This window comes from Hyphomonas sp. UBA4494 (assembly GCF_002388935.1).
Lineage (GTDB): Bacteria > Pseudomonadota > Alphaproteobacteria > Caulobacterales > Hyphomonadaceae > Hyphomonas.
Window position 1 is genome coordinate 44,789 of the sequence record NZ_DGNK01000010.1, and the last position, 24,756, is coordinate 69,544.

The 24,756-nt window shown below is 60.4% G+C and carries 27 protein-coding genes and 1 pseudogene; 19 read left to right on the top strand and 9 right to left on the bottom strand.

All coding sequences use genetic code 11. The features are described 5' to 3' along the window. Positions 1–271 precede the first annotated feature (271 nt). Positions 272–682, top strand: coding sequence for an MAPEG family protein (locus B2P82_RS03615; RefSeq protein WP_290495198.1), 411 nt, complete (start codon positions 272–274; stop codon positions 680–682). A gap of 7 nt (positions 683–689) precedes the next feature. On the opposite strand, the gene B2P82_RS03620 is transcribed toward B2P82_RS03615, so the two are convergent. Beyond that, positions 690–1,304, bottom strand: coding sequence for a TIGR02466 family protein (locus B2P82_RS03620; protein ID WP_034817231.1), 615 nt, complete (start codon positions 1,302–1,304; stop codon positions 690–692). Positions 1,305–1,393: 89 nt separating this feature from the next. After that, positions 1,394–2,293, bottom strand: a complete 900-nt coding sequence (locus B2P82_RS03625) for a class I SAM-dependent methyltransferase (protein WP_290495200.1) — start codon at positions 2,291–2,293, stop codon at positions 1,394–1,396. A 198-nt stretch (positions 2,294–2,491) separates the two neighbouring features. On the opposite strand from B2P82_RS03625, the gene B2P82_RS03630 reads away from it, so the two are divergent. Further along, entirely contained in the window at positions 2,492–2,971 is a 480-nt protein-coding gene (locus tag B2P82_RS03630) for an Hsp20 family protein (RefSeq protein WP_034817234.1), read from the top strand. 82 nt (positions 2,972–3,053) lie between these two features. Here B2P82_RS03630 and B2P82_RS03635 read toward each other — a convergent pair whose 3' ends face one another. Continuing rightward, positions 3,054–4,052, bottom strand: a complete 999-nt coding sequence (locus B2P82_RS03635; RefSeq protein ID WP_290495201.1) for a glutathione S-transferase family protein — start codon at positions 4,050–4,052, stop codon at positions 3,054–3,056. A gap of 128 nt (positions 4,053–4,180) precedes the next feature. On the opposite strand from B2P82_RS03635, the gene B2P82_RS03640 reads away from it, so the two are divergent. Beyond that, complete coding sequence (locus tag B2P82_RS03640) at positions 4,181–5,230, top strand: glycosyltransferase (RefSeq protein ID WP_290495202.1); 1,050 nt, start codon at positions 4,181–4,183, stop codon at positions 5,228–5,230. Here the strand turns inward: B2P82_RS03640 and B2P82_RS03645 are convergent. From B2P82_RS03645 to B2P82_RS03655, 3 genes are read right to left on the bottom strand one after another with little or no spacing between them, the layout of a single operon-like run. Continuing rightward, positions 5,227–5,682, bottom strand: a complete 456-nt coding sequence (locus B2P82_RS03645) for a riboflavin biosynthesis protein RibD (protein WP_290495203.1) — start codon at positions 5,680–5,682, stop codon at positions 5,227–5,229. The genes B2P82_RS03640 and B2P82_RS03645 overlap by 4 nt on opposite strands. Further along, entirely contained in the window at positions 5,679–6,392 is a 714-nt protein-coding gene (gene gpmA / locus B2P82_RS03650; protein ID WP_290495204.1) for a 2,3-diphosphoglycerate-dependent phosphoglycerate mutase, read from the bottom strand. Before gpmA ends, B2P82_RS03645 begins: the two co-directional genes overlap by 4 nt. Before the next feature lie 55 nt (positions 6,393–6,447). Continuing rightward, positions 6,448–7,590, bottom strand: a complete 1,143-nt coding sequence (locus tag B2P82_RS03655) for an AGE family epimerase/isomerase (RefSeq protein ID WP_290495206.1) — start codon at positions 7,588–7,590, stop codon at positions 6,448–6,450. A 131-nt stretch (positions 7,591–7,721) separates the two neighbouring features. On the opposite strand from B2P82_RS03655, the gene B2P82_RS03660 reads away from it, so the two are divergent. The 9 genes and pseudogenes from B2P82_RS03660 to B2P82_RS03695 all read left to right on the top strand — a co-directional run bounded on the left by B2P82_RS03660 (position 7,722) and on the right by B2P82_RS03695 (position 16,880). Continuing rightward, positions 7,722–8,303 carry a hypothetical protein gene (locus B2P82_RS03660; RefSeq protein WP_290495208.1) on the top strand — a complete coding sequence of 194 codons (582 nt, stop codon included), beginning with the start codon at positions 7,722–7,724 and terminating at the stop codon, positions 8,301–8,303. Positions 8,304–8,425: 122 nt separating this feature from the next. After that, the gene (locus B2P82_RS03665) at positions 8,426–10,597 is read left to right on the top strand and encodes a prolyl oligopeptidase family serine peptidase (RefSeq protein WP_414652007.1); all 2,172 of its coding nucleotides are present in this window, start codon (positions 8,426–8,428) and stop codon (positions 10,595–10,597) included. A 106-nt stretch (positions 10,598–10,703) separates the two neighbouring features. Then, complete coding sequence (locus B2P82_RS03670; protein WP_290495212.1) at positions 10,704–11,294, top strand: GNAT family N-acetyltransferase; 591 nt, start codon at positions 10,704–10,706, stop codon at positions 11,292–11,294. Between the two features lie 191 nt (positions 11,295–11,485). Next, positions 11,486–12,959, top strand: a pseudogene (gene ffh, locus B2P82_RS03675) (signal recognition particle protein). Continuing rightward, a complete protein-coding gene (locus B2P82_RS16935) occupies positions 12,956–13,273 on the top strand; it encodes a chorismate mutase (RefSeq protein ID WP_206991796.1) in 318 nt (105 codons plus the stop codon). The pseudogene ffh and the gene B2P82_RS16935 overlap by 4 nt, the downstream one beginning before the upstream one ends. Before the next feature lie 40 nt (positions 13,274–13,313). Next, entirely contained in the window at positions 13,314–13,754 is a 441-nt protein-coding gene (rpsP, locus tag B2P82_RS03680; RefSeq protein ID WP_290495216.1) for a 30S ribosomal protein S16, read from the top strand. A 157-nt stretch (positions 13,755–13,911) separates the two neighbouring features. Then, positions 13,912–14,577 (top strand): beta/gamma crystallin-related protein, encoded by a 666-nt coding sequence (locus tag B2P82_RS03685; protein ID WP_290483759.1) that lies wholly within the window; start codon positions 13,912–13,914, stop codon positions 14,575–14,577. Between the two features lie 50 nt (positions 14,578–14,627). Beyond that, a complete protein-coding gene (gene rimM, locus B2P82_RS03690) occupies positions 14,628–15,179 on the top strand; it encodes a ribosome maturation factor RimM (protein ID WP_290495218.1) in 552 nt (183 codons plus the stop codon). 66 nt (positions 15,180–15,245) lie between these two features. Then, positions 15,246–16,880: a beta/gamma crystallin family protein gene (locus tag B2P82_RS03695; RefSeq protein ID WP_290495220.1), complete on the top strand. Its 1,635-nt coding sequence runs from the start codon at positions 15,246–15,248 to the stop codon at positions 16,878–16,880. 12 nt (positions 16,881–16,892) lie between these two features. On the opposite strand, the gene B2P82_RS03700 is transcribed toward B2P82_RS03695, so the two are convergent. Both B2P82_RS03700 and B2P82_RS03705 read right to left on the bottom strand, forming a co-directional pair. After that, a complete protein-coding gene (locus B2P82_RS03700; protein ID WP_290495222.1) occupies positions 16,893–17,684 on the bottom strand; it encodes a glycosyltransferase family 2 protein in 792 nt (263 codons plus the stop codon). Then, positions 17,681–17,860, bottom strand: coding sequence for a hypothetical protein (locus B2P82_RS03705; protein WP_290480327.1), 180 nt, complete (start codon positions 17,858–17,860; stop codon positions 17,681–17,683). The genes B2P82_RS03700 and B2P82_RS03705 overlap by 4 nt, the downstream gene beginning before the upstream one ends. A 96-nt stretch (positions 17,861–17,956) precedes the next feature. On the opposite strand from B2P82_RS03705, the gene B2P82_RS03710 reads away from it, so the two are divergent. Continuing rightward, entirely contained in the window at positions 17,957–18,292 is a 336-nt protein-coding gene (locus B2P82_RS03710; protein WP_290495224.1) for a DUF6614 family protein, read from the top strand. On the opposite strand, the gene B2P82_RS03715 is transcribed toward B2P82_RS03710, so the two are convergent. Beyond that, positions 18,289–19,419: an aromatic ring-hydroxylating oxygenase subunit alpha gene (locus tag B2P82_RS03715; RefSeq protein WP_290495225.1), complete on the bottom strand. Its 1,131-nt coding sequence runs from the start codon at positions 19,417–19,419 to the stop codon at positions 18,289–18,291. The two genes, B2P82_RS03710 and B2P82_RS03715, sit on opposite strands and share 4 nt — an antisense overlap. Positions 19,420–19,576: 157 nt before the next feature. On the opposite strand from B2P82_RS03715, the gene trmD reads away from it, so the two are divergent. The 6 genes from trmD (at position 19,577) to B2P82_RS03745 (ending at position 24,749) form a co-directional block, all read left to right on the top strand. Next, entirely contained in the window at positions 19,577–20,302 is a 726-nt protein-coding gene (gene trmD / locus B2P82_RS03720; protein WP_290495226.1) for a tRNA (guanosine(37)-N1)-methyltransferase TrmD, read from the top strand. Then, the gene (rplS, locus tag B2P82_RS16940) at positions 20,289–20,858 is read left to right on the top strand and encodes a 50S ribosomal protein L19 (RefSeq protein ID WP_206991805.1); all 570 of its coding nucleotides are present in this window, start codon (positions 20,289–20,291) and stop codon (positions 20,856–20,858) included. Before trmD ends, rplS begins: the two co-directional genes overlap by 14 nt. Positions 20,859–20,957: 99 nt before the next feature. Further along, entirely contained in the window at positions 20,958–21,392 is a 435-nt protein-coding gene (locus B2P82_RS03730; protein WP_290495227.1) for a SecDF P1 head subdomain-containing protein, read from the top strand. Between the two features lie 60 nt (positions 21,393–21,452). Beyond that, entirely contained in the window at positions 21,453–22,847 is a 1,395-nt protein-coding gene (gene leuC / locus B2P82_RS03735) for a 3-isopropylmalate dehydratase large subunit (protein ID WP_290495228.1), read from the top strand. A gap of 69 nt (positions 22,848–22,916) precedes the next feature. Beyond that, positions 22,917–23,900, top strand: coding sequence for a cysteine synthase A (gene cysK / locus B2P82_RS03740; RefSeq protein WP_290495229.1), 984 nt, complete (start codon positions 22,917–22,919; stop codon positions 23,898–23,900). 6 nt (positions 23,901–23,906) lie between these two features. After that, positions 23,907–24,749, top strand: a complete 843-nt coding sequence (locus B2P82_RS03745; RefSeq protein ID WP_290495232.1) for a VOC family protein — start codon at positions 23,907–23,909, stop codon at positions 24,747–24,749. Positions 24,750–24,756: the final 7 nt, after the last annotated feature.

A 24,756-nucleotide genomic window follows, 5' to 3' on the forward strand; every position in this document is an offset into this window, starting at 1 on the left:
GATCTCGTATTTGATCGGGTCGCCGCCGAGCGGGACCTCGATGAGCACATTGATATCGTCTGGCGGATTGTCGCCGGTTTTGATTTTGGAAAGGTCCATAAGACGGCTCGCATCTGGCTGGAAGGTTGAAACACGGTGTGGGGTGGCGATGACGCCTGAAACAGATTGCGTCAAGAGTGGCAGTGACGCGGGAGGGTTAATGCAGCTTTTGTGCCCGAATGCTTCCCACTCGCCCAAATGGGGTTACTCTGCCGTCTGGGAGGTACACCAAATGCATTCAACACTTATTCTTTGTAGCGCGGCGCTGGTCATTCTGACCCTGTTGCTGGGCTTTTGGGTTTCGATCACGCGGGGGCGCACCAAGACCATTGCCTATGGCGCAGCGACTGACCCGACGGGGCCGATGATGAAAGCCGAGCGGGCGCATGGAAATGCCGCTGAATATACTGCGCTTCTGATCGGGCTTTTTGTCATCACCGGCTTTGCCTATGCGGGGCGCGACCTTGGAATCGCCGTGACGAGCCTTGTGGTGGCGATCACCCTGTCTCGTTTTCTGCATGCGCTCGGCTGCCTGGTCTGTGCAACGCTGGAAAAGCCGCATCCGCTTAAAGCCTTGGGTGCGCTCGTCACCTATGTTGGCGGACTGGCGCTGGCGATCATGGTGATTGGAAAAGTGCTGTAGGCGCCCGTCAAACGCGCTTCAGGGCGTAATTGAAACTGATCGAGAGTCGCGGTTCCTCGCCCATATTGGCGGGGACTTCATGGCGCAGCCAGCTTTCCCACAGGATGGCGTGGCCGACTTCGGGCTCAAGATAGACAAAGCGGCGGCGGTCTTCTGGCGCGTCATCGCGCAATTGCGGCGCGGCCATCATGCGCGACAGGCGCGGGTCTTCCAGTTTCAGCCGAGACGCGCCGTCTGGCGTGGAGACGTAATAGGTTCCTGAAATCACGCTGCCGGGGTGGATATGATTGGAGTGGCCAAAGCCGGGCTCCAGAATATTCACCCAGATCGCGTCGAGTTCCAGGGTGAAGCCCTCCATGTCCCAGTCGAGTTCCGTCGCAAAGTCGGCCGCGACGGCATCGAGCAAGGCTTTCAGCTCCGCAAATTCCGGGAACCGGTCCGGCAAGTCGTCGAGAGATGCGTAGGATGTGTACCCGCCATAGCCTTCGGTCTCGCACCACGCATTCCCCGCGGCGTCATCCTCGGCCAGCACCCAGCAGACATGTTCGAGCCGTGTCGCCAGATCGCTATCGCCGACGGGCTGGGTCCGCACCAAAGTGGGGAAGAGGGTCTTTGTGGTCATGGGCCGCTCTTTAGGCGGAGCAAGGCGCAAAAGAAAGAGCCCGCCACCTTCTGCAAGGTCGCGGGCTCATCTTCAGAACTTGGCCGGGCCTATTCGGCAGGCTTGACGAATTTCAGCGTCATGCGGTCGCTTTCGCCGATTTCGGCATAGGCGGCAGCGTCAAAACCGTCCGGAGTGTTGCCTTCCCGGTCCTGAGTGGCGTTGACCGGGGGCAGCGTCCAGACCCCAAATGGGTGATCCGCAGTATCGGCCGGATTGGCATTGATCTCGCTGGCTTCGACAAACTCGAATCCGGCCGCTTCGGCGAGGGATTTGACATAATCCTCATGGACGTAACCCGAAGAGGCCGTCGGGTCCTGTGTGGCCGTTGAAGGCAGGCGATGTTCGACCACGCCCAACACGCCGCCGGGCTTCAGAGCGGCATAGGCGTCCGTGAAAAATTTCTCGGTGTATCCGCCGCTCATCCAATTGTGGAGGTTGCGGAAGGTCAGTACGACATCGGCTGTCCCGGCCTCGGTCAGCGGGCCACTCTCGGCCGAAAAGGCGCTGTATTCGATGGTGCCGAATTTCGGGTCGTCATAATTCGCCTGGAATTCTGCAAGGCGCTCGGCGATGCGGGCGCGCCGGTCTTCATCACCAATATTCGGGTCGAAATAGGCTGCGACCAGTGTGCCACCGCCACTGGCAAGATAGGGCGCGATGACATTTGTGTACCAGCCGCCGCCGGGCCACAGCTCGACTACTTTGTCATCCGCTTCCACCCCGAAGAATTCGAGCGTTTCTTTCGGGTGACGCCAGGCGTCGCGCGCCTTTTCGGCATCCGTGCGGTGTTCGCCAGCGATCGCGGCGTCCAGCGGCGAGGCTTCGGTCGAGGCGGTCTCGACCGGCGGGGTTTCGGGGGCGGGTGTCTCTGATGCGGGTGTCTCTGGCTGGCCGCAAGCTGCCAGAACCAGTGCAGACAGGGCGATCATCGGGGTCAATTGCTTCACAGGGTGTCTCCTCAACAGGCCTCTTGAACCTCTCCTTACGCTACCCACATAGATCATGTCACGGTGCCGTAAATCGGGCTGTGACCGGTATCTGTCCCAACGCCGAATTCGGGTTGGTTCTTTTCAGGTGCTGAACATCCATCCGGGCGCTCCCCGAACGGGTTGCCCGCAGTTGCTTGATTTAAGAGGACTGAACACATGAGCAATATCGACCTTACCCCCCTTTACCGTACCGTTGTCGGCTTTGACCGGCTTGCAGGCATGATCGATCAGGCGTCTCGCCTCGACGGGTCACAAGGCTATCCCCCATACAATATCGAACGCGTTGACGAAAACGCCTTCGCCATCGAGATCGCGGTCGCGGGATTTACCGAAGATGACCTCGAGATCGAGACGAAAGAAGGCTTGCTGACTGTGGCCGGCAAGCGCGGCGAGAATGAAGACGGCGAGGGCCGCAACTATCTGCATCGCGGCATTGCCCAGCGCAGCTTTATCCGGCGCTATCAGCTGGCTGATCATGTCATCGTGACCGGTGCCAATCTGCAGCACGGCGTGCTGCGCATCGACCTTATTCGCGAGCTTCCTGAAGAGAAGAAACCTCGCAAGATCGAGATTGGCGCCCCGGCAAAGTCGGAGCCGAAACTGATCGGCAAGAAATCGGCCAGCAACGCGGCCTAAACGCGGAGTTCTGATCAGATAAGAGAACGGCGCGTCCAGAGATGGGCGCGCCGTTTTTCTATTTGCGAATTGTCTCTGGCGGCTAGCCGAAGAATTTCGAGCAACCGGCTTCCGACAGGAAGCCTTTGAGAGCGTCGTCGCTGAGCGAAGCGCTGACCGCCTTGCGGACGGAATCATAGGCGCGGGCAGCATAGGTTTGCGTGGTCTGTTCAAAGCTGCCGCCCTCGATGGATGCGGAAACATTCTTGTCACCGCGTTCGGCGGCTTTTGAATTGGCCTTGGCCCAGGGCAGATAGGTTTTCGAGACTTCCTCGGCAAAGAGCGGCGTCAGCGTGGGCGCAAGCACTTCCAGCGACGCGAAAGGCGCGCCCGGTTTGGGATCTTCCATATTCTCGATCCAGGCAACCACAAAGGGGGCGTGCTTCTTGAGCCATTCGGCCGGGGTCTTGTCCATCATCATCTGTTGGAACTGCGCGGCGAGGGCGAAATCGGCCGCGGACGGACGACCGCCGAAGATGTAGAGTTGATCGGTCAAATGCGCGTTGAGAAGCGTTGCAAAGCGTTCGAACGAGGCTTTCAGCATGTCTGCATTTGCGCTGTCGGCGCCAACCAGATTCAGACGGTCGGCCATGCGTTCGGCAATTTGCTTCTGGGCCTTCTTGTAGGCGCGGGGGCGCTTGCCGCCATAGAGCTGGACCAGCACACGCAGGGCAGCGTCTTCGCGGTCGGGCTTCTGGCTCCAGCGCTCAAGGAACATGATCTTGTTCAGCCATTCATCCGCATAGTCTTCAAGGATCAGCGCAAGGGTCGACGTGGCAACGTCGTCCGGAACGGCCGTAGGCTCCGGATGGTCTTCCTCAAGGGCGGAAATGATCGCCGTGGAATCCTGATTGGCCGATCGCGAAGGGGAGACCAGCAGCGGCACAGAGGCCACGCGCGCCAATGCCTGGAATTCTTCCTCATTCTCGCGTGAGCGGGATACCCAGTCGAAATCAATATTCTTGTAGCGCAGGAACGACCGCACTTTCTGGGAATAGGGCGAGGTATCTGCGCCGAAGAGGCGATAATCGGACATGGGCATACGGCTTTCATTGTGTTTGGCCCTGTCTGTAGGCATTTCAGCACGCACTGCCAAGGAGCGTTTGCCGCAGCTGGTGATAATGGGTATGCGCTCGGTCAGAACTTGTTGGACATTGAAAGGAGCGGCAGATGCGGATCATGCACGTGATGGCGGGCGCCCAGGAAGGCGGCGCAGAGAACATCATGCTGGAATCCGTGCTGGCACTGGCAGAAGCCGGTCTGACCCAGCATGTGGTCACACGACCGGACAACCAGTTCCGCGTCCAGAAATTCCGTGAAGCTGGCATCGGGGTGGATGTGGCCGCGTTCAACAATACGTGGCCCTTCCCGACGCGACGCGTGATTGGCGACGCGATCAAGGTCTTCAAGCCGGATGTTATCGAGTACTGGATGGGCCGCGCCGGGCAATATGCGCCGAAGGAATACCGCAATCGTTCGATTGGTTGGTATGGTGGCTATTACAAACTTGCGCGCTTCGTGAATTGCGAATGGCATGTCGGCCTGACCATCGATTTGCTGCGTCACATCCGCGAACAAGGTGTCCCGGACGATCGCTCCGCCATCGTTCACACCTATGCTGATTTTGAAGGCACTGATCCGGTCAGCCGCGCGGCGCTGGATACGCCCGAAGATGCGCCTGTTGCGCTCGCGCTGGCGCGCCTGCATGAGAAGAAGGGTCTCGACACGTTGCTGGATGCCACGGCCAAAGTGCCCGGCCTGTATGTCTGGATCGCTGGCGATGGCCCCATCGAGGCAGAGTTGAAGGCGCAATGTACCAAACTTGGGCTGGATGATCGGGTCCGCTTCCTGGGCTGGCGCAATGATCGCGGCGCCCTGTTGGCCGCGTGCGATGTGGTGGCCTTCCCGTCCCGCTACGAGCCGTTCGGCACGGTGACCGTCGACGCATGGGCAGCGTCCCGTCCGCTGGTTGCGGCAGATGCGGTTGGCCCGGCAGCCTATGTGAAGAATGAAGTGAACGGGCTGTTGATTCCGAAAAATGATGTCGATGCGCTCGCCACGGCGCTCAGCCGGGTGATCTCGGACAAGGCGCTCGCGGCAAAGCTGGTCGAAGGTGGCCGAGCCTCATATGAGCAGCAGTTCAACAAGGCCGCGTTCCAGCGCGATTCCGTGGCGCTGTACGAAAAGATCATCGCGCATGCCGGGCCATTCACTGGCTAGAGCAGGCTTGCGAAGAATTTTCGGTAAAGTCGGCGGCTCTCGCGCTGGCCAAGCCCGATCCGGACTTCAATTCCAGCGTCCCTGAGGGCGCGGATGCCCCCATTGGCGACGGGGTGTGGGTCGTCTATGGCGCAGACGACGCGGGCGATGCCAGCCTCCAGCAATTTCACGGAGCAGGATTTTCCGCCCTGGGATCGCTCGCGGCAGGGCTCCAGTGTGACATAGGCGGTACCACCTCGCGCGGCGGCTCCGGCCTCGTCCAGCGCGACCTCCTCGGCATGGGGACGCCCGCCCAGACCGGTTACCCCCGCGCCGACGACATGCCCGTCAGAGTCCAGGATGATACACCCAACCGACGGGTTTATCCCGGTGAGGCCGTGGTTGAGCCGAGCCAGGCTGTGGGCCCGTCCCATCATGCGCCGGTCGCGCCGTCGGGACGGGCGCAAGCTCATGGCAGTTCAGGAAGCGGCTTGCTGCGATCAGCGTCCAAGTAACGAACGGAGACTGGCTTGAGCGTGTCATCCAGATCAATGTAGAGCGGATTACCGGTTGGAATCTCGATCCCGGTAATGGACTCATCCGGTACCTGGAACAGATGTTTCACAAGGGCGCGCAGGGAGTTGCCATGTGCTGCAATGACGACGTCCGTTCCGGATTTGAGCACGGGTGTGATCGCTTCTTCCCAATAGGGCAGCACACGTTCCAGTGTCAGCTTCAGACTTTCGGTGTTCGGGATATCGATGCCCTTGTAGCGGGGGTCGCCTGCCAGATCGAACTCGCTGCCAGATTCCATCGGCGGTGGGGGAATGTCGTAGGAACGGCGCCAGATATGGACCTGATCTTCGCCATGTTTGGCGGCAGTCTCTGCCTTGTTGAGACCGGTCAGTTCACCATAGTGGCGCTCATTCAGGCGCCAATGCTTGGTCACCGGCATCCATACGCGGTCCATCTCCGTCAGGGCGATCCAGAGCGTACGGATGGCACGGGTCTGAACGCTGGTGAACGCGGCGCGGAAATCGGCGTCGCAGGCTTTCAGCATTTCACCGGACTTTTTGGCTTCGGCTTCGCCCTTCTCGGTCAGGTCGGCATCCCACCAGCCGGTGAACCGGTTTTGGAGGTTCCATTCGGATTGGCCGTGGCGGACAAGCGCTAATCTGGGCATGAAAAATTCCTTTTTGGTCTGTTGCGGGCCCTTTTCAGCGTAAAAGGGTCCGGGTTCAAGCTTCCATCGCCCGGATCAGCTCTGAAAATGCGAGCGCGACATGGTAGCCGGTGGACGCTGGCATGTTGGTTGAGACGATGTGGCCATCGCCATCATACTGGTCGATCCACCCACCCTCCGGGGTCAGGTATTCATCCATGAGGATGTCGAAGCTCTGGCAGGCCGCGGCAGCGATGGCGTCGTCATCAGTCAGATTCAGCATTGCCAGATGCGCTTTGAGCGCTTCGGTCTGCGACCAGGTGCGTCGCCCCGCATTGTGGGGTGCGCCGTCGCGGGTGACTTCCAGAATGGCGCGCCCGTCTGGATCCAGCGTGCTGGTGGCGAAGCTGTACAAGCGACCGGCAATGGGCGGAATTGGCTGGTCGGTTGCGCGGGCGTGCTGGCTCAATAGCCAGATCCACTCGAACTGGTGACCCGGCTCGACAATGCGCGCGGCATCGCCTGCGCCTTCTGCCCAGTCCGGGGCAAAAAATTCTCCCAGCAGGCCGCCGGGGCCTGCGGTGAATTTTGCCTGAAACAGGGAGATGAGTTCGCTGGCGCGGGTGAGATGGTCCCCTTCAGGGTCGGCCCGGTGCAGGGCCATGCACGCTTCCAGCAAATGCATATGCGGATTTTGGCTGCGCTGGGATGGCGGCGGCAAGCTTTCGGCATAGCCGCCATTGATCCGGTCTTTCATCCGCCCGTCCAGCGCATCCAGCAGCGCCCTTGCCGAAGCGATCGCGCCGCTTCCGTCGTCCAGAGCTTCACTGGCCACGGCGAGCGCGTAGAGCGTGAAGGCGAGATCATACGTGTCGGGCGTATCGTCGACATATTCGTGGCTATCTGCGTTGAGCGTGCGACCCACGAGGCCATCTTCCCGCCGAGCCGTACCGCTGAGGGTGCGCACGCCATGATGAACCAGATCAAGTGATATGTCTGGTTTCCAGCCGAGCAGGGCGGCCTGCGCGAAGACATAGGTTTGCCGGGCCTGCACGCGAATGCGTGTGATCTCGTCTTGTACCGGCGCGTGATCCAGAGACAGTGTTTCTCGAAACAGGCCAGACTCGCCGATTCCGCGCTCGCTCCAAAGGGGGAAGCACGCTTCAAAAAGCCAGTGACGAGCTTCCTTGGCTCGCCGCCTCAATGCCGCTTTCGACATGGAACTCGCCCCCGTTAATTGCATGCATGGCAGCGTCTACGGCTCGCCAAACCGCCCAGCTTCCTGCTAACAGGAGTGCCAGTCCTTGGCTAGCGGGTGCCTCCGCCGAACTGTGAAAGAGCTCCTCGTTCATGAAAGACCGGATATTCTTCCCTCTGGCCTTCCTGCTGGTGGTCGGTATGGTTGTGCTGGCCATCTGGCCCGCTATTGGCCGCTTGCCGGATGGCCCCATAACGGGCGATGGCACCAATTATGATCGCGTCACGGTCAGCGGGCAATTTCTGAACAAGATTCTTGCCGGCGGCGACGCCACGACCGAGCTCGTGCGCAATCGGGGCGACGACTATTTGCTCTATATCGAAGCCCAGGCCGGCTTGCTTGGGCCCGAGCCCGAAGACGGCCCGCATTTCCGCCTCGCCAGTGATCTTGAAGTGCAATTCTCGGGGCGCCGCGTTCGCTGCACCGTCCGTATGCGTCCGGCAGATCAACGCGGCGCCATGCAGGCAAAGATGAATTATTCGGTGGGTCGGGAAGGCGATTCCGGCTGGCAGGTTTTTGACCTTGTTTCGGATTTTGAAAATTTCAGTTTCGAATATGTCGTTCCGGAACATATTGGAGATCAGGGCTTCGATTATTTTGCCATACGTCCGGTTGTGCCTGAAAAGTCACGAGCCCTTCTGGTCGAAAGTGTCACCTTCGAGCGCATTGAATAAGCCGTTCGCATGACAGAGTGCCGCGCTTGGCAGAGACGTTTGACGATTTAAGTTGATAAGGGTGGGCGGAATTTGTCGCTTTGCCCAGATACCTGACAAGATTTGTCTTTCATGGAGATACCATGCGCAAGATTTTCGCTCCGCTCAGCTTTTTGGCCCTCGCGGCCTGTGGAACACAAACACCAACGGAGACTCCCTTGGCAGACACACTTCCCCCACCCCAGGTTTCTGAGGCAACTGCAGAAGACCCCTATCTCTGGCTGGAAGAAGTTGAAGGTGAGGCAGCGCTTGACTGGGTGCGCAATCAGAATGACCGCTCGCTGAAAGAGCTGAAGGCAGATCCTGATTATGCGGGATATGAGGCGGCCGCGATCGAGGCGCTGACCTCGGCAGAGCGTATTCCCTACGGATCAATTCGTGACGGGATGGTCTACAATTTCTGGCAGGACGAAACGCATGTGCGCGGTCTGTGGCGTCGGACAACGCTGGAAAGCTATGCCAGTGACACGCCGAAGTGGGAAACCATTCTCGATTTCGACAAGCTTGCGGAAGAAGAAGGCAAGAACTGGGTCTACAAGGGCGCAGACTGTTTCCGGCCCAAGGTCAGCGATATTGGCTACAAATGCATGATCTCCCTGTCGAATGGCGGCAAGGACGCGATTGTCCGCCGCGAATTCGATCTTGCGACCAAGCAATTCGTTGATGACGGCTTCGTCACGCCAGAGGCCAAGCAGGGCGGTGCCTGGGCCAGCCCTAACACTTTGTTGATCGCAACCGATTGGGGCGAGGAAACACTGACCGCGTCCGGCTATCCTTTCATTGTGAAACGCTGGGACCGCGGTACGCCACTGGACGCCGCCGAAGAGGTGATCCGCGGCGAGGTGGATGATGTCGGCGTCTGGCCAATGACGCTGGAGCTTGAGGATGGGCGCATTCTGCAGGGCGCGGCTCAGGCCGACACGTTCTTCACGACGCGCTACTGGTGGTTCCCCGATGGAGAGAGCGAGCCGGTGCAGTGGCCTATCCCGCCAAAGTCTTCACCAGAAGGAATCCATGAAGGCCGATTGCTTGTTTCTTTGAAGCAGGATTGGACTCCGACGGGTCAGGAAACGACATTCAAATCCGGTGATCTGGTCGCCTTCGATGTCGAGACCTTCATGGAGACCCGCGCATTGCCGCCGGTTTCACTTGTGTTTCACCCGAGCGAAACGCAGGCCTTGAAAGGCGTGTCCACTGCAAAGGGCGCCCTGCTTCTGGGGGTAGGTGATACGGCGGTTGGCAAGGTCATGCGCGCCACCGCGAGCGATGCCGGCTGGATGCTGGAACCCATTTCCCTTCCCGGCACGGGCCAGGCCAGCGTCGCATTTGCCAGCGCCGAAGAGGATACGGTCTTCATCAACTATGAGGATTTCCTGACGCCAGATTCGCTGCTCTCCTACAGTGCCTCGACGGGGGACGTAAAAACCCTCAAGAGTCTGCCGCCGAAATTTGATGCAACAGGCCTGAGTGTCACGCAGCATTTTGCGACGTCGAAGGACGGCACGCGCGTGCCTTATTTCCTCGTAAGCAAAGCAGATCTGCCGCTCGACGGTTCCACGCCGACGCTTCTATACGGGTATGGCGGGTTCCAGGTCTCGCTGAATCCGTCCTACAGCGCTGTCACAGGTCGTCTGTGGCTGGAACAGGGGGGTGCTTATGTGTTGGCGAACATCCGCGGCGGGGGCGAGTTCGGCCCCGAGTGGCATCAGGCTGGCCTGAAGCAGAATCGCCAGCGAATCTATGATGACTTCATTTCGGTCGGTGAGGACCTGATTGCACGAGGCGTTACATCACCGGAGCATCTCGGCATCATGGGTGGCTCAAATGGTGGCCTGCTCATGGGCGTCATGCTGAACCAGCGGCCAGACCTCTGGAACGCGGTCGTCGTGCAGGTGCCGCTGCTAGACATGATGCGTTACCACTTATTGCTGGCAGGCGCGTCGTGGGTAGATGAATACGGATCGCCGGAAGTGCCGGACGAACGGGCTTTTCTCGAGACGATTTCGCCCTACCAGAACTTTGATGCCACGAAGGACTATCCGGTGCCCTTCTTCGTTACCTCGACCAAGGATGATCGCGTCCATCCCGGTCACGCGCGCAAGATGGCCGCGAAGTTCGAGGCGGCGGGCCTGCCATTCTACTATTATGAGAACATTGATGGCGGGCATTCGGCAGCGGCGAACCAGAAGGAGCGCGCCAAGCGGTCTGCTCTGGAATTCACCTACCTGACCAAGCGGCTAGGCCGGACAAATTGACAAGAAGGTTCCAAATAGGAACTTTTATCGGGTCTGAAAATAGAACTGGAACTCCTGACTTCGGTTTTTCTTGCCTCGATCAGTCTCCGGCCTAATGATCTAAATCATGAACCTTGCGGAGCCGCCCCCGGAAAATGACGTTGTTCGCCTGGATACGCTCACGGCGGACCATAAAGAGGTCGTGCTGGCGACTCCGGTGGCTGAATCCATGTGGCAGTGGATGCCCGTAATGCCCACTGGCACCAGCCTCGAAGCGTATATGGACCATAGTCTGGACATGAAAGGGACGGACGCCTTCCATCCTTTCTATGTGGTCGACAAGGCGACAGGTGAGTTTGCGGGTCTTGCCGCATTCGAGCGGGTGTCGCGCACGCATCGCCGACTCGAAATCGGCTTTGTCTGGCATCCAGAGAAGTATCGCGGCACAGCCATTGTGCCCGCAACGCAACTGGCGCTTCTGACTCGCGCCCATGAGGCGCGCTTCCGGCGAATTTCGTATTTCGTACCGGAACAGAATGAGCGCGCCATTCGTGCCTTCAGCAAAATGGGCGCCCAGCGCGAGGGCTTGATCCGGAACTATATGCGTACGGCCGGGGGCACATGGGCCAATATGGTTGTCCTCAGCCTGGTCGGAGACGAGACCAAGGCGGCGATTGCCGTGTTGCGAGACCGGGTGCGCGCGCTTCAGCTCGCTTGACGCCGCGGCTCCCGCATGCTTTAGGCGCGCCAACATCTGCGCAAATTTGAAAAGCGCGCTTTGACTGATCCATGAGGTCAGCGAGGCCCCCCGCCCGGCGAAGTGTCGCTCAGCGGGGCTCTTCTGCTTTGTGCAATGGGTTTGATCGCCTATGTCAGACACATCTGGCAAACGGCAAAGGAGCGACAAAGATGTTCGACACGCTGAGCGAACGCCTTGGAGGAATTTTCGACGGCCTGACCGGTCGCGGTGCACTGTCCGAAAAGGACGTGAACGCGGCCCTGCGCGAGATTCGGGTCGCCTTGCTTGAAGCGGACGTCGCCCTGCCTGTCGTGAAGGATTTCATCGACAGCGTGCGCGCCCGCGCGGTGGGCGAGGAAGTCATTCGTTCGGTCAAGCCCGGTCAGCAAGTCATCAAGATTGTCTATGACGGCCTTGTCGAGATGCTCGGCGGCGAAGAGGCCGATACCAGCCTGCGCATCGACAGCCCGCCGGCCATTATCATGATGGCTGGTCTGCAAGGCTCCGGTAAGACGACCACGACCGGCAAGCTCGCCAAGCGCCTGTCGGAAAAGGAACGCAAGCGCGTCCTGCTCGCCTCGCTTGATACGCGCCGTCCGGCCGCGATGGAACAGCTCGCGATCCTTGCCGACCAGTGCAACGAAAATGTCAGCGCCCTGCCGATCATTCAGGGCCAGTTGCCGGCTGATATTGCCCGTCGCGCCCTGAACGCCGCGAAGATCAGCGGCTATGACGTCCTCATCCTCGATACGGCCGGTCGCACGACGATCGACGAGCAGATGATGAATGAAGTGGCGGAGATCGCGCAGATCGCGAACCCGTCTGAAACGCTGCTCGTGGCTGATGCCCTGACGGGCCAAGACGCCGTCGAAACCGCCAGCCGCTTCCACGCTCGCCTGCCGCTGACCGGCCTTGTCCTGACACGGATGGATGGCGATGGCCGCGGCGGCGCGGCGCTTTCCATGCGCGCCGTTACGAGTCTGCCGATCAAGTTCATGGGCGTCGGCGAAAAGCTCGACGGCCTTGATGCCTTCGATGCCAAGCGGGTGGCTGGCCGGATTCTCGGACAGGGCGATATTGTCTCGCTGGTCGAAAAGGCCGCCGAGCAGATGGACGCCGAAAAGGCCGAGCGCATGGCGGAGAAACTCCGCAAGGGCGAATTCGACCTTGAGGACATGGCCGACCAGTTCCGTCAGATGCAGCGCATGGGCGGTCTTGGCGGCCTGATGGGCATGTTGCCCGGCGCGCGCAAGGCAAAGGCCGCGATGGATTCGGCCAATCTCGACGACAATGTGCTGAAGCGCCAGGAAGCGATCATTCTGTCCATGACGCGCAAGGAGCGTCGCAAACCGGCCATCCTGAATGCGTCTCGCCGCAAGCGGATTGCCGCTGGCGCTGGCGTGACCGTGCAAGAGGTCAACAAGGTGCTGAAGATGCACCAGCAGATGGCCGGCATGATGAAGAAGATGCGCCAGCAAGGGCGGCATGAAGAACATGATGAACATGGCCCAGGTCGCAGGCATCTCGCCGGGCGACCTTGCCAAGATGGGCGGCGGGGCAGGCGGCTTGCCCGGTCTTGGTGGCGGTGGACTGCCACCGGGCATGGGCGGTCTTCCCGGCCTCGGCGGAGGGAAAAAGAAATGACCAATGAGCAAAGCGACGCCTTCGCCCTGCTGCAGCTGACCAAGCTGCGCTCCAGTATCGACAATCTGGATGCGATCATCATCCACACCCTGGCCGAGCGCTTCAAGGCGACGCAGGAAGTCGGCAAGCTGAAAGCCGTGCACAATATGCCGCCTGCGGACAAGGACCGCGAGGCCAGACAGATCGACCGCCTGCGCCAGCTGGCACAGGAAAGCGGGCTCGATCCCGCCTTCGCCGAGAAACTACTGAATTTCATCGTGGCGGAAGTCATCCGCCATCATGAGCACATTCGCGGTCTTGAGACCGACGACTGAGTTACCACCCCGAGACGCCAGACTTACAGGAGATACACATATGGCCCTCAAGATTCGACTCGCCCGTGGCGGGTCCAAGAAACGCCCTTTCTATTCCGTGGTCATCGCGGATGCCCGCGCACCGCGCGACGGTCGTTTCGTCGAGAAAATCGGTTCCTACGATCCGCGCCTTCCGAAAGATTCGGAATTCCGCGTCCAGATCGACGCCGAGAAAGCGTCCGAATGGCTCCGCAAGGGTGCCCAGCCGACCGAACGCGTTGCACGCTTCCTGTCCAAGATCGAACTGGACGGCAAGCCGCTCGTAGAATGGGCGCATGGCAACAACCCGAACAAGGGTGAGCCAGGCAAGAAAGCTCAGGAACGCGCTGAAGAGAAAGCCGAAAAGGCAAAAGCGGCGGCTGAAGCTGCTGCGGCTCCGGCTGAAGAAGAAGAAGCTCCGGCCGCTGAAGAAGCGCCCGCTGAGGAAGCTGCTTCGGAATAGGACTGGCTTGCCAGTCTCGGGATATGGCCGGTGCCCTGCGGGGTGCCGGCCTTTTTCGTGGACGCAACGCCTGAGGCTGAATGCCGGGCAACAGGGAACCAAATCACCGTTCAGGTCGCTTTCTCTAGAAAGAACACGACACGAGAGGAGATCCGAGATGTCCAAGGCTAAACTTTTCAGAACTCTGCCCTTTGCTGCACTCGGAATTGCGGCGCTCGCCCTTCCTGCCAGCGCAGACCGGGGTCGCTATCATGATACGTCATATCGTGGCGGTGGGAATGGCGTGGTGCTTCACGCTGATTCCGGCTTTTCCGGCGAAGGCCTTCGCATTCAGGGCGCCGAGCCGGACCTTGCCCGCCTGCGCTTCAATGACCGAGCCTCGTCGATTACCATTCGCGCTGGCGCATGGGAACTGTGTACGGACGCCCATTTCAGGGGGCGGTGCGAAATCGTCGATGCGAGCACAGGTCGCCTGAACGCATATCGCCTCAATGACAATGTTTCCTCCCTTCGTCCTGTCGCCTATCGCGACCGGCCGGGGAAAGGCCGTCGCGGAGGAGGGTATGGTGACCTTGTTCTGTTCCAGGATTCTGCCCAGCGCGGGCAGGCCATCGAAATCAGCCACGATGTGCCGGATCTCGGCCAGTATCGTTTCAATGACCGCGCAAGCTCCTTCCTCGTGACGGGCGGCAGTTGGCTGGTCTGCGAGCATGCGAACTATCGGGGGCGGTGCGAAGTGTTGCAGGGCGGCGCGGGTGATTTGAAGCCAATCCGCATGAACGACAATATTTCCTCCATCCGCGCCTATGATGGCTGGCGCTGATACGGCGCTTGCCCGCTTGCGCTCTGCCAATCGGCCGTTAGAGAAGCGGCATGAGCGCGAAATCAAATACTGAGAGACAGATCGTCGTGGGCGTTATCAAGGGTGCGCACGGCGTACGCGGTGATGTGCGAGTGAAAAGCTTTACCGCCGACCCGGATGATGTGTTCACCTATGGTGCGCTGACTGATGAAGCCGGGAAGCCTGTGCTGACGCCGCAATCGGCCCGGCCCGGCAAGGACCATTTCATCGTGCGTCCCAAGGAACAGAAGCAAAAAGAAGAATGGGACGCGATGCGTGGCACGCTATTGCATGTCCCGCGCGCGAAACTTCCGGAAACAGATGACGACGAGTTCTACATCGAGGACCTTGTCGGTCTTCAGGTGTTCGCGGGCGGGAATGAGCCTGCGGGCACCGTGAAAGCCGTGCAGAATTTCGGCGCAGATGATTTGCTCGAAATCCGTTTGGCGGACCGGGGCGATACGGTTCTCGTGCCCTTCACGCTGGCCGATGTGCCGACCGTGGACCTTGCCACATCCCGCATCATCATTCCGGATCTCGCCGAATGGACGGCGCTCGGGGATGAGGCTGAACCCACTGATTGACCCATGTTGCCGCTTGTTCAGACGCCACCTGTCATAAAGGGTAGGTTAAGAACGAGGTAACTGCCCATGTTTGCCAGATTAATCCGCTTCGGCGCTGCTCTTGCCCTTCCGCTAACTGTAGTGGGCGCTGCAGCCGCGCAGTATGAAGGCAATGAGCAACCGGCAGGGCTCATGTTGTTCAGCGGCGAGGATTTTCGCGGGGAAGTGCGGGAAGTCTTCGATTCCGTCTATTCCCTGAACGACTATTATTTCAATGATCGCGCGCAATCCGTTGCGGTCCTGTCCGGCGCCTGGGAGCTGTGCGAGCATAGCGATTTCACCGGCCGCTGTGTCTTCATTCGTGGCGATGTCCAGGACCTCGACTGGTACGGCCTTGATCGCGAGCTAACGTCGGTGCGCCCGATTTACGAGTATACCGAAGCCGAGCACGGCTTGATGTTCACCCGCGATCAGTCGGGCTATATCCGCTATGCTGACAATGCCCGTTACGGGTACGACAATTACTCACATGGCTATGGCACCAGCACGAGTGTCAGTGTCTACCATTATGGCTATTCGCCGAGCTATCGATCCCACGGTTATTACAGTCCGCGTCTCGGCCACGGCCCCTATGGCTTCGGCTGGACGCGTCATGGCGCGAATCCGCACTATGGGCGTCATTACCGCAAGCAACAGCGCCCGCTGAAAGGGCATTATGGCGCGCGCAATGGCGCGGTGACGCTCTACACGGATTCCTATGAACGCGGTGCCTCGCTTGGCCTCAACAAGGGCGTTTCCGACCTCAGTCGCTATCGCTTCAATGACAATATATCGTCGCTGCAAATCCGTTCCGGCAAATGGGAAGTTTGCGAGCATGCGAACTATAAAGGGCGCTGTCAGATCGTCGATGCCTCGACGGACCGGCTGAATGGTATTCGTCTGAATGACAACATCTCGTCCATTCGGCCGGTGGGTGACAGCCCGCGCGGCGGCCGGGGAGATGGTCAACGCGGAGATCGCGGTGGCCGAAATGATGGGGGTCACGCAGACCGCGGTCGCCGGGATGATGGCCGGAATGGCAATCGTGGCGGCGGACGAAATGGAAATGTGCAGACAGTTGCGCCGACAGCGGCAAACCCGCTTGCCGGCGGGCCGAAGGCGCGGGACGTGACTCAGCAACGTCGCCCACACGCTCTGCCAGGTCGCCCGCAACGCGCCAATATTGGCTCTGAAGACCGTCCGCGTCCTAATGTGCGGACCATTCAGCCCAACCGTTCGACCACCCAGAGACCGCAGACGCGCCAGGTGCAACCGGCGGCAACGCAGCGCAACCGCGCGCAAACCGAGCGCCGGCCCACAGCCACGCCGCGGCCCAGGCAAAAAGTGGACATGAATACTTCGCGGCCCAAGGCGCTGAGGAACACTCAAACGCAACGCCGTGAGGTTCAGCAGCGCCCTCAAACCCAGACGCGCCAGCAAAAGACGATCCGTCCCCAACAGCAGACCAGACAACAGGTGAGGCAACCGGCGCGCCCGCAAGTCCGTCCTGCCCCGCAGACGCGCAAACAGGCACAGCCGCAACGGCAAGCCCGGCCACAGGCTCAGCGCCAACCGGCTCGGGTAAAGCCGCAGCAACGGTCCACGCCGCGTCCGCAACCGCAACGGTCAAACAATATGCCGAAAGCCCTGCGCAATCGGGGTGGAGAAGTTCACAAGGATTAGGGGTGTTGCGGCTCAGTTCGCGCGCGGGTCATGCCATTCGCGCGCGATGCCGTATCCGCCCCGGCGGATCAGCCAGAACATGCCGATCAGGTCAAAGATGCCCGCGCCAAGCCTGCCGAGGAATCCGTATTTGGATTCTCCCGCCAGTCGCTTGCGATCATTCACGCGCTCTTCGCGCACATCCCAGCCTGCGCGCTTGATCAGGGCGGGCAGGAAGCGGTGCATCGAGGCAAAGAAGGGCAGATCGCGAAAAGCTTCGGTCCGGATCAGTTTCCATCCGCATCCGGTATCCGTCGCATCATCCTGAAGCACGAAGCGGCGTACCCCATTGGCGACGCGGGACTGTATCCATTTGAATCCGGAATCATTCCGGCTGTTGCGCTTGCCTGCAATGATGCCGAGGCTTGGGGATGCGCCCGGCACAATGATCTCTTTCCAGAGACGGGCCGTATCCGCCGGATCGTTCTGCCCGTCCCCATCAAGCAATTGTACCCACTGGCCGCGCACAGATTTGAGCCCGGTGAACAGTGCGGCGGACTTCCCCTTGCGCGCGACATGATTGAACACGACCACGGTATCGGGATGCTTCGCCATCGCTTCGGCAAGTTCCTGCTCTGTCGCGTCGGACGAGCAATCATTCACGCACACAATCTCGAAACTGATCCCCGCCAGCTGCTCATGGACCTCGTCGATCACGGGGTGCACATTGCCCTCTTCATTGAAGAACGGGATCAGGACGGAGAGGGCGGGGCTTTGGGGCATAGGTCTGGAGTAGAGGCTGGCGCCTTGGCGGTCCAGTCTCATTTGCCCGCTGAAGCTGCACGCTGGCGCAGGGCGGTTTCGGCCTGGACATCGCCGGCCATGGCGCGGTCCTTCAGTTCGGCGGCGGACATGGCCTTGTAGGCCTCCGGCACTTTCCGGTTCGATGCGGTACGGGGTTTCTGTCCAAGAAAGGCTGCCACCGATGCGATGATGCCCATGTCACAAAACTCCCGGTTGGAACGTCATGAAACGAGTATGCCAATTGCCAGCCGGTTGCGATAGGTGCAACAGGCGACCAAGCAGGGGAGCGCGGCATGGACATTTATCACATCTGGTTTGACCTGAAGCCCGGAACGGACGAGCGTGCCTTCGCCAAGGCGCTGCCGGCGTTTCTGGACCACATGAAATCAGGCGGCCGGATCGAATCCTGGCGCATGATGCGCTGCAAGCTGGGCCTGCGGCCGGACGATGTGCGCGAGTTCCACATCATGATCGAGACGCGCGACCTCGCCCAGCTCGACACGGCCTTCCGCGCCGCCGCCGCGCGGTCCGGTGAGACCGATACGCTGCACTTCAGCGCGAATGCCATGGTGACCAACATCAAGTTCGGCCTGTTCCGCGACTGGCCGGATTGGGATGGGGCCGCCTAGGGCGCTTCCATCTTGTCGAGCCACCATTGATTGTACTGCCAGATGGCCTTCTCAAGTGGAGAGAGGCGGCCTTGCCGTGTCATCGGCGCGTTGAGGCCCTGCCAGACAAGATCATTCGCGCCGATATCCTCGTGATGGATCGCCGAGACCATCAGGGCCATGCCTTCCGCAATCTCGTCAAAGCCTTCCATCTCGCTATAGGCGGCTGGAACGCAGATATGGATCTTCAGATGCAACTTGCCGGCGCCTTGCGGAAAGACCTGGTACCAGGTGACGACACTGCCCTGAATGCCCAGCAGGAAGTGCGGAAAGATGGCGGTCGCGAACAGGTCGCGCGCCTGCCAGTCTGCAAGACCTTCAAGCGGGGGCAGGCCAGGCGGCAGTTCCTCATGGGCCGCCGGCATGTGCAGGATGGACCACGGGCCATCATTGTCCGGCACGCGGGAGTCGCGGGCATGATAGGCGGGCTCGAACGTCTCGGAATGCGTGGCGATGTGGTGGTAAGCTTCCATGAAATTCTCCACCAGCACTTTCCAGTTCCACTCGCTGTCGAATTCGAGCGTGTGAACGACCTTCATGTCGGCGAGGCGGAATTTCTCGAAATACTTGCAAAACGTCTCGACCGGCGGGGCGAAGGGCGCTGCGTCGGGGTCGAAATTGGCGAGGATAAAGCTCTCCCAGATTTCCGTGCGGAGCTGGGGCAGCCGGCAATTGGATTCAGCAAACTCATCTGCACCATCCATCAGGGGCGCCCGGACAAGCTGGCCCGACGTGTCATAGCTCCAGGCGTGGTAGGGGCATGTGAATAGCTTGCGATTGCCGTTTCCGTCTGCCAGCAGGGCTGCGCGGTGCAGGCATGTGCGCGACATGACACGGACTTTGCCATCATGTCCGTGAACCACCATGACCGGTTGGCCGAACAGGTCGAGCGAAACGAAATCGCCCGGCGTGGCTATCTGGTCGATGCGTGCCAGCGGGAGCCAGCTCTTGCGCAGGATCTGGTCGGTTTCGCGCGCATACACATCCTCGTCGAGATAGGCGGCTGGGGGCAGGGTATAGGCTTGTTCCAGAGGCTTGCGGACACGGCCAATTTCTTCGGGTGTGAGACCCGGCAGCGCTTTTGTCATTTTATTCCTCCCAGGAAAAAAGTGACACATGCGTCAACTTTTGTCGACCGCTGTCGCTTGGCGTTCTTCTCTTGGGGGGCAGGAAGACGGCCAGCTATTTGGGTAACGGCCTGGCGAGACGTGACGGAGCGCACGCGGTAGGCTAAAGGCTCGGCGCATGTTCAAGGCAAGTTTCATCACCCTGTTTCCCGAAGCGTTTCCCGGCCCGCTCGGCGTCTCCATCCTGGAGCGCGCGCGTCGCGAAGGCATCTGGGACTATGAAACCGTCCAGCTGCGCGATTTCGGCCTCGGAAAGCATCAGAATGTCGACGCCCCGCCGGCGGGGGGCGGCGCAGGCATGGTGTTGCGACCGGATGTGACGGCTGCGGCGCTGGACAGTATCGACATAGACGGCAAGCCGCTGATCTATCTTTCGCCGCGCGGAGAGCCGTTTTCACAGAAACTGGCGCGGGACCTGGCAGGCGGCCCGGGCATGGTGATGATGTGTGGCCGGTTCGAGGGGCTGGACGAGCGAGTGATCCGCGCGCGCGGCCTGCGCGAGGTTTCCATCGGCGGCTTCGTGCTGGCTGGGGGTGAGGTCGCAGCCATGGCGATGACCGAGGCGGTTGTGCGTTTGTTGCCCGGAGTTGCGGGGAACCAGGCCTCCCTTGAGGAGGAATCTTTCGAGACCGGATTGCTGGAACACGACCAGTATACGCTGCCCCGGGAGTGGGAAGGCCACCCGACTCCGGAGGTTCTGCTGTCGGGGGATCATAAACGCATACAAGAATGGCGGTTTAACAGCGCAAAGTCGTTGACAATTGACCGCCGTCCCGATTTATACGCCGCTTACTCAGATACCAACGAATTACAACCGCCGGAGACAGGCGATGAACATGATTGAACAGCTCGAAGCGGAAGAGTTTTCCCGCGTTGTCGGCGACAAGAACATCCCGGATTTTTCACCGGGTGACACGCTGGCCGTGAACGTCCGCATCACGGAAGGCGACCGTGAGCGCGTCCAGCGCTTTGAAGGCGTCTGTATTGCCCGCGCAGGCGGTGGCATCAATGAGAGCTTCACGGTTCGCAAGATTTCCTTTGGTGAAGGCGTCGAGCGCGTTTTCCCGCTGGCTTCCCCGATGATCGAGAGCATCGAAGTGAAGCGCAAGGGTCGCGTGCGCCGTGCGAAACTCTACTATCTGCGCGATCGTCGCGGTAAGTCTGCCCGTATCGCTGAACGTACCACCGGCCACGGCATCGAAACGGTCGAAATTGCCGTGTCGAAAACCGAGCGCCGCCGCCAGAAAGATGCAGAGAAAGCCGCCCGCAAGGAAGCTGCTGCCAAGGCTCGCGAAGAGGCTGCCAAGGCGAAAGCCGCTGAAGAGGCTGCAGCTGCTGCTGCCGCTGAAGCAGAGGCCGCTGCGGCTGCCTCCGCTGATGAAGGCGCTGCTGAAGAATAGACGTCCCGACACTTTAGTCAGGAATTGAAGAAACGCCCCGCCTCTTGGTTGGGGCGTTTTCACTTTTGGGGCTGGTATTTCTGTGGCACGTTCGGAGGCATGAAACGCCTCTGTCTCACACTCTTCGCCGTTTCATTGCTTGCTGCCTGCGAACCCGCCGACGACACGCTGCGCCTCACAATGCCGGCTTGTCGCCCGCCTGACATAGCGCAGGGTATTCTTTTTATCGGTGGTACCCGCTTTGCACCCTATCAGGTTCAGGCTTCGGCCGTGACGGATTCGGCGGGTCGACCGGCGCTTTCCATCCGTATGGACGAGTCCGGCGCATCCAAGCTGGAAGCCCTCACGGTGGCCAATATGGGTGAAGTCCTCCCCTTGCGGGTGGACGAGGAAACCATCATGTCTCCCAGAGTGCTGGAACGGATCACAGGCGGTGAAATACTCGTTTCCGGCGATTTCGAGATGGACGAGCTGAAGGCGCTGGCCGTGCGCCTGTCTCCGCCCTGTGATCAAGAGTCGCCAATCGCCAATTGACCCCTTCCCAGCCGGGCGCGCGCCGCTATGGTGCGCCGCGATATGACAGGAAGAGGCCCCATGGCTGGTAAGACACTTTACGACAAGATCTGGGACGCACATGTGGTGCACACCGATGAGGGCGGTGAAAGCCTGCTTTATATCGATCTCCACCTGATTCACGAAGTGACGACGCCCCAGGCTTTTGCCGGACTGAAAGCGGCCGGACGCGGTGTGCGCCGCCGGGACCTGACCCTGGCCGTCGCTGACCACAACACGCCGACCGAGAACCAGGCCGCCGGCCTTGCTGGCGTGACAGACCCCGATGCGCGCAACCAGCTGGAAACGCTGACCCGCAATGTGGCCGAGCACAATATCGAGTATTTCCCGATGGGCGACATCCGCAATGGCATCGTCCATGTCGTGGGGCCGGAGCAGGGGCGCACCCAGCCCGGCATGACGATTGTCTGCGGTGATAGCCACACGTCCACGCATGGCGCGTTCGGCGCGCTGGCGCATGGTATCGGCACATCGGAAGTTGAGCATGTGCTCGCCACGCAGACCTTGCGTGCGCAGAAATCCAAGAACATGGCAATCGAAGTATCTGGCAGCTTGAAAGAAGGCGTGACCGCCAAGGATCTCGCTCTGCACATAATTTCCGTCATCGGTACGGCCGGTGGCACGGGATACGTGATGGAGTATCGCGGTGATGCAGTTCGGAGCCTCTCCATGGAAGGGCGCATGACGCTGTGCAATCTCGCCATTGAGGGCGGTGCCCGTGCGGGTCTGGTGGCTCCAGACGAGACGACGTTCGAATACATCAAGGGCCGCCCGGCCGCGCCCAAGGGTGGCGCATGGGATGTCGCGAAATCTTTTTGGACGACGCTCTATTCCGATGAGGATGCCGTATTTGATGAAGTCGTCCACATCAAGGGCGAAGCGGTCGAGCCGACATTGACCTGGGGCACGAGCCCGGAACAGGCGATTCCGTTGTCGGGTATTATTCCGAAGCCGGAAGATTTCAGTGATCCAATCAAGGCAGGTGCGTGTGAGCGCGCACTGGCCTATATGGGCCTTGAAGGTGGTACACCGATTAAGGGCACACCGGTGCAGCGCGTCTTCATCGGCTCGTGCACGAACAGCCGGATCGAAGATCTTCGCGCCGCCGCTGAAGTCGCCAAGGGCAACAAAGTGGCCGAAGGCGTGCGTGCCATGGTCGTGCCGGGGTCTGGCCTCGTCCGTGCGCAAGCCGAATCCGAAGGGCTGGACGAGATCTTTCTCGAAGCCGGGTTTGAATGGCGCGAGCCGGGCTGTTCCATGTGTCTCGGCATGAATCCCGACACGCTGGCACCGGGCGAGCGGTGCGCCTCGACTTCGAACCGGAACTTCGAAGGCCGTCAGGGCCGCGACGGCCGCACCCATCTGATGAGCCCTACCCTCGCAGCGCGCGCCGCGATCCAGGGCGTGATTGGCTAAACTCATCCTTCAGTTGCGTCTGGAGCAGGGAGGGCAGATAGTCCGGCCAAAACCAGATGGAGTGGACCCATGAGCAATACTGTCAGCCTGCCCGGAAACGTTTCGCTGGATGGCCCGCGCGGTCGTACCTACGCGTCTATCCTCGAAACGGTCGGATCGACGCCGCTGGTTGCTGCGCCGAAGTTCGCCGAGGCCGAAGGCATCAAGGCGAACCTGCTGTTCAAATGCGAATTCTTCAATCCACTCGCCAGCGTGAAAGACCGGATCGGCCTGAACATGGTGTTGCAGCTGGAAGCGGACGACAAGCTGAAGCCCGGCGGCGTTTTGGTTGAGCCGACCTCAGGCAATACCGGCATCGGCCTGGCCTTTGCGGCGGCGAGCCGAGGATACCGCCTGATCCTGACCATGCCGGAATCCATGTCGATCGAGCGTCGCAAGATGCTGGCTTATCTGGGCGCAGAACTGGTCCTGACGCCGAAAGAGAAGGGCATGGGCGGTGCTATCGCGAAGGCGAAGGAAATCCTTGAGGCGACGCCCGGCGCGGTGATGCCAAGCCAGTTCGACAATCCCGCCAATCCGGCCATCCATGAGCTGACCACAGCAGAAGAAATCTGGGCGGACACAGACGGCGCGGTCGATGCTGTCCTGTCCGGCATAGGTACTGGTGGCACATTTACGGGCACAGGCCGCGTATTGAAGGCCCGCAAGCCGGACCTGAAAATGATGGCGATTGAGCCGGAAGGCAGCCCGGTGCTCTCCGGGGGCGAGCCCGGCCCGCACATGATCCAAGGCATCGGCGCAGGCTTTATCCCCGGCAATGCGGACACGAGCCTGATTGATGAAGTCGTGAAAGTTTCGAATGAGGAATCCTTTGCAACGGCCCGCAAACTTGCGCGGCTCGAAGGCATACCCGGCGGTATCTCCTCCGGCGCGGCAGCGGCCGCAGCGGTCAAGGTTGGCGCGCGTGACGACATGGCCGGCAAGACCCTTGTCGTCATCCTGCCAAGCTTCGCCGAACGGTATGTATCGACAGCCCTGTTTGAGGGTCTCTAGATCAGCATGATTACGGGTCTCGACCATTTCGTGCTGGTCTGTCCGGGGATCAGCTCCGCGACGGCCGTCTATGAGCAATTGCTCGGGCGGTCGGCAGATTGGCGCGCCTCAGCCGACGGTGCCGCAACAGCCATTTTCCAATTGGAGAATACCAGTCTTGAACTGATGGCCCCGGACGGGGAGGGGGCGGTGGCCGACCGTTTGCGGGAAATCATCTCCGACGAAGGCCCCGGCCTGAAAAGCCTCGCTTTTAGAACGGGAGATATTTCCGCCGCGCATCACAAGCTGACCCGTCGTGGCTTGATGCCGGGCGAGATCGGCGATGGAAGCAGTACAAACGCAATCAACGGCGAAACCCGGAAATGGACGCGCTTCCGGTGCGCGGACGCGCAAACTGCTGGCGTGAAGATTTTCATCATCTCGCCGGAACAAGCCTTGCCCGTGGCGGACGCGCCGTCTGGCTGCGTCACATCGCTGGACCATATTGTCATCAACACGCCCAATCCCGACCGGGCATTAGGGCTTTATGGCGCACGGTTGGGGCTGGATCTGGCGCTCGACCGGACGCGGGAAGAGTGGAAGACGCGCTTTTTGTTCTTCCGCACAGGCGGGCTGACCTTTGAGGTCATCAACCGCCTCGGGGAAGATCATGACCCAGCCGCGCCGGACAGTATCTGGGGCCTGACATGGACCGTGGATGATCTTTCGGCGGCACATGCACGCCTCACGGAGGCTGGCTTCAATGTTTCCGAACAGCGGACAGGTCGCAAACCGGGGTCTGCCGTTTTCACTATAAGGGACGGCACATTGGGCGTGCCGACCCTGTTCATCGCGCATTCTTCAAGGTAGGACACGC

Bases quoted from the DNA above. Each gene is read 5' to 3' on its own strand.
- B2P82_RS03615 (WP_290495198.1), top strand. From the start codon at position 272: ATGCATTCAACACTTATTCTTTGTAGCGCGGCGCTGGTCATTCTGACC.
- B2P82_RS03620 (WP_034817231.1), bottom strand. From the start codon at position 1,304: ATGACCACAAAGACCCTCTTCCCCACTTTGGTGCGGACCCAGCCCGTC.
- B2P82_RS03630 (WP_034817234.1), top strand. From the start codon at position 2,492: ATGAGCAATATCGACCTTACCCCCCTTTACCGTACCGTTGTCGGCTTT.
- B2P82_RS03635 (WP_290495201.1), bottom strand. From the start codon at position 4,052: ATGCCCATGTCCGATTATCGCCTCTTCGGCGCAGATACCTCGCCCTAT.
- B2P82_RS03640 (WP_290495202.1), top strand. From the start codon at position 4,181: ATGCGGATCATGCACGTGATGGCGGGCGCCCAGGAAGGCGGCGCAGAG.
- B2P82_RS03645 (WP_290495203.1), bottom strand. From the start codon at position 5,682: ATGAGCTTGCGCCCGTCCCGACGGCGCGACCGGCGCATGATGGGACGG.
- gpmA (WP_290495204.1), bottom strand. From the start codon at position 6,392: ATGCCCAGATTAGCGCTTGTCCGCCACGGCCAATCCGAATGGAACCTC.
- B2P82_RS03655 (WP_290495206.1), bottom strand. From the start codon at position 7,590: ATGTCGAAAGCGGCATTGAGGCGGCGAGCCAAGGAAGCTCGTCACTGG.
- B2P82_RS03660 (WP_290495208.1), top strand. From the start codon at position 7,722: ATGAAAGACCGGATATTCTTCCCTCTGGCCTTCCTGCTGGTGGTCGGT.
- B2P82_RS03665 (WP_414652007.1), top strand. From the start codon at position 8,426: ATGCGCAAGATTTTCGCTCCGCTCAGCTTTTTGGCCCTCGCGGCCTGT.
- B2P82_RS03670 (WP_290495212.1), top strand. From the start codon at position 10,704: ATGAACCTTGCGGAGCCGCCCCCGGAAAATGACGTTGTTCGCCTGGAT.
- B2P82_RS16935 (WP_206991796.1), top strand. From the start codon at position 12,956: ATGACCAATGAGCAAAGCGACGCCTTCGCCCTGCTGCAGCTGACCAAG.
- rpsP (WP_290495216.1), top strand. From the start codon at position 13,314: ATGGCCCTCAAGATTCGACTCGCCCGTGGCGGGTCCAAGAAACGCCCT.
- B2P82_RS03685 (WP_290483759.1), top strand. From the start codon at position 13,912: ATGTCCAAGGCTAAACTTTTCAGAACTCTGCCCTTTGCTGCACTCGGA.
- rimM (WP_290495218.1), top strand. From the start codon at position 14,628: ATGAGCGCGAAATCAAATACTGAGAGACAGATCGTCGTGGGCGTTATC.
- B2P82_RS03695 (WP_290495220.1), top strand. From the start codon at position 15,246: ATGTTTGCCAGATTAATCCGCTTCGGCGCTGCTCTTGCCCTTCCGCTA.
- B2P82_RS03700 (WP_290495222.1), bottom strand. From the start codon at position 17,684: ATGAGACTGGACCGCCAAGGCGCCAGCCTCTACTCCAGACCTATGCCC.
- B2P82_RS03705 (WP_290480327.1), bottom strand. From the start codon at position 17,860: ATGGGCATCATCGCATCGGTGGCAGCCTTTCTTGGACAGAAACCCCGT.
- B2P82_RS03710 (WP_290495224.1), top strand. From the start codon at position 17,957: ATGGACATTTATCACATCTGGTTTGACCTGAAGCCCGGAACGGACGAG.
- B2P82_RS03715 (WP_290495225.1), bottom strand. From the start codon at position 19,419: ATGACAAAAGCGCTGCCGGGTCTCACACCCGAAGAAATTGGCCGTGTC.
- trmD (WP_290495226.1), top strand. From the start codon at position 19,577: ATGTTCAAGGCAAGTTTCATCACCCTGTTTCCCGAAGCGTTTCCCGGC.
- rplS (WP_206991805.1), top strand. From the start codon at position 20,289: ATGAACATGATTGAACAGCTCGAAGCGGAAGAGTTTTCCCGCGTTGTC.
- B2P82_RS03730 (WP_290495227.1), top strand. From the start codon at position 20,958: ATGAAACGCCTCTGTCTCACACTCTTCGCCGTTTCATTGCTTGCTGCC.
- leuC (WP_290495228.1), top strand. From the start codon at position 21,453: ATGGCTGGTAAGACACTTTACGACAAGATCTGGGACGCACATGTGGTG.
- cysK (WP_290495229.1), top strand. From the start codon at position 22,917: ATGAGCAATACTGTCAGCCTGCCCGGAAACGTTTCGCTGGATGGCCCG.
- B2P82_RS03745 (WP_290495232.1), top strand. From the start codon at position 23,907: ATGATTACGGGTCTCGACCATTTCGTGCTGGTCTGTCCGGGGATCAGC.